This window comes from Mycobacterium sp. (genome assembly GCF_049683355.1).
In the GTDB taxonomy this organism is placed as follows: domain Bacteria; phylum Actinomycetota; class Actinomycetes; order Mycobacteriales; family Mycobacteriaceae; genus Mycobacterium.
The window spans coordinates 1-3,056 of sequence record NZ_JBAUJB010000459.1; the positions used below are offsets into that span (position 1 = coordinate 1).

General features: G+C 64.2%; 1 protein-coding gene and 1 pseudogene. One reads left to right on the plus strand and one right to left on the minus strand.

All coding sequences use genetic code 11. The features are described from left to right. On the minus strand, positions 1 to 1,297 hold a 1,297-nt coding region (locus tag WA944_RS26135; RefSeq protein WP_526610983.1), incomplete at its 3' end, for a DNA repair helicase XPB. Between the two features lie 579 nt (positions 1,298 to 1,876). Here WA944_RS26135 and WA944_RS26140 point away from each other — a divergent pair. Further along, a pseudogene (locus tag WA944_RS26140) lies at positions 1,877 to 3,056 on the plus strand (hypothetical protein); the annotation flags it as partial.

The window sequence follows — 3,056 nt, forward strand, 5'->3', positions numbered from 1 at the left end:
CCGGGGCGTCGAGTTCGGCGCCCAGTTCGTCGAGTTGGTCGAGGTAGGCGCCGATCACCAACGTCGGCTCGGCCGGGTGCCGTTCCAGGATCGACTTCACCACAGCGATCTTGGTGTGCGCCGTCGCACAGAGTTTGTAGCGCTCCTCGGGTTCGGCGGTGGCGTACAGCATCCGTTCGTTGTCGGTCATCGTGACCCGCACCTCGATGCACTCTGCCGGTGCGATCCAACCCTGGGCTTCGATGTCCTTCCACGGCGCGTCGTAGCGCTTCGGCCCGATCAGCGAGAACACGTCGCCTTCGCGGCCGTCCTCGCGGATCAGCGTGGCGGTCAGCCCCAGACGCCTGCGCGACTGCAGATCGGCGGTCATCCGGAACACCGGCGCGGGCAGCAGGTGCACCTCGTCGTAGATGATCAGGCCCCAGTCCCGGCTGTCGAACAGCTCCAGGTGCTTGTACTCGCCTTTGGTGCGACGGGTGATCACCTGATAGGTGGCGATGGTGACCGGCCGGATCTCCTTGCGCTCGCCGGAGTACTCGCCGATCTCCTCCTCGGTCAGCGAGGTGCGGGCGATCAGTTCACGCTTCCACTGCCGCCCGGCGACGGTGTTGGTGACCAGGATCAGCGTGGTCGCGCCGGCCTTGGCCATCGCCGCCGCGCCGACGAGTGTCTTGCCCGCCCCACACGGCAGCACCACCACACCCGAACCACCTGCCCAGAACGAGTCCGCCGCCATCTCCTGGTAGTCCCTGAGATGCCAGCCGTCCTGCGCGAGGCTGATCGGGTGCGCCTCACCGTCGACGTAGCCGGCGAGGTCCTCGGCCGGCCAGCCGATCTTCAGCAGCAACTGCTTGATGTGACCGCGCTCGCTGGGATGCACGATGACTGTGTCGTCGTCGATCCGTGCCCCCAGCATCGGCGCGATCTTCTTGTGGCGCATGACCTCTTCGAGCACCGCACGGTCCAGGCTGACCAGGATCAAGCCGTGCACCGGGCTCTTGACCAGCTGCAACCGGCCGTAGCGGGCCATCGTGTCGACGATGTCGACCAGCAGAGGCTGGGGCACCGCATAGCGGGAGAAGCTGACCAGGGCGTCGACCACCTGCTCGGCGTCGTGTCCGGCCGCGCGGGCGTTCCACAGCGCCAGCGGGGTGATCCGGTAGGTGTGGATGTGCTCGGGGGCGCGTTCCAACTCGGCGAACGGGGCGATCGCAGCACGCGCGTCCCCGGCAAGCTCATGGTCGACCTCGAGCAGCACCGTCTTGTCCGATTGGACGATCAGTGGCCCGTCAGTCACGCCGGCCCATACCGGTAGCGGTTAACAGTCATGTCTGTCCATTATCCAGGTTCTTGTTGCCTTGGCTGTCGTGTGCTGGTCGGCAGCGGTGGAGGACAGTCCGTAAACGGCTCTCGGTGAAGAGCCACTGCGGCCTGCATTACGGGACCGCGGAGTATGGCAAACGCTGTCTCGTCGTGCTGCAGGAGGCTGATGATGGTCCTGTGCGGCTGCCGATGCGCGACACGTGTCCTAGGGGGCGCAGGACATCGCACGCAGATTTTCGGGCTCGACAATATTTGTACACACGTGGTAGATGCAGTTCAACGCGGTAGCGCCGGATGAGATGAAGTTGCATTCGCAGCCAAATTTCGGCGAAGTGTGATGCGCGTCATGTTTTTGCTCTAGTGTGCTTTTCGGGAACGCGGCGACTTTGCCGGGGGTCCGGTCAGCTATTAAACAGTACTACCTTTCGGTCGGGGGTTCGATGACGCGGCGTGCGCCCATCTGCGGTACACGGTGCCAGTCGTCTCCCGACCTGATGCGTGGCGGGGGACAAGAACAGCCGGGGGGCCTTTCAGAACCACGGAGGCCGACGTAATGAATTCACATCCATCCCGCCACCGGATCGCAGGCAACGATGCGGGAGATTTCTGGGCGGCGAAGGATCTCCTCGCCGGCTTCGGGACCGATGGCTCGCCGAAACACGCGCGAAAGGGTGCTCCCCGGTTCTCCGGCCACATCGGCCGAGTGGGCGCGCTCGCGGTCTCGCTCGGTATCGGTTTGGCTGTAGCGAATTCCGCCACCGGCGTCGCACTGGCCGAGAGCGATTCGGACTCCTCCTCGACGTCGTCGAGCTCGGACTCAGGGGCCGGCGCCACGAAGCGATCGGTAGCCAACTCGTCTTCATCCGGGGGCAGCGGGCGGGCCTCCGATGCCCATGACTCCGGGGGCCAGGACGATGCGGGGGATGATGACTCAGCCCAAGTCGATGTCTCCGACGACGAGAAAGATGCAGACTCTGAGGACGCGTCCGAACCCGATCACGAGGATCCTGACGTCGATGAAAGTGACTCGGACGAACCCGACCCGGACAATGCGCCGGCCGTCGGGAGCGACCGGTCACCCGAGCGAGACAGCAGCCAGGCGACAGACGATGTCGGTGAATCGAATGAACCAGACGGCAAACAACAGTCGGCGTTCAAGGAGTCTCCCGACGTCGAGGAAGGTCCGACGGAGCCCACCTACAGCCGCGTCACCTTTTCGGAGGTAGCGACGACGAACGAAGCTGCGAACACCACAGTCGTAGTGTCCTCGGTGACCTCGCCGGAGGAAGCAGAGGTCGGCGAGGTAGCGCTCTTCACCACGATGGTGTCCACTGTGCTCTCGCCGCTGCTAACTCCCGAAGTGCCCGTGACGCCGTCGATCGCCGATGCGCTCCTGGCCTTGTTCCGCCGAGTGGTCACCCACACATTCTTCAACAAGACCCCGGTCGTCCGGTCGGTCACCACCGAACAAGTGATCACCGGCCAGGTCATCATCGACATCGATGCCTATGATCCGAACGGCGACCCGCTGACCTACGACATCGTCCAGCCGGCAGATGGTTTCGTGTTCCGGGACTTGATCACCGGCAAGTTCGTGTACACCCCCCTTGTCCCCGTTGTCGGCGACACCACGCCGGTCGAGTTCCAGGTCGTCGTCAGAGACGACTCGGAGAACCTCACCGGCGTTCTCGGCACAATTCAGAAAGTGCTGCACAGTATCGCCCGCGTGTTCG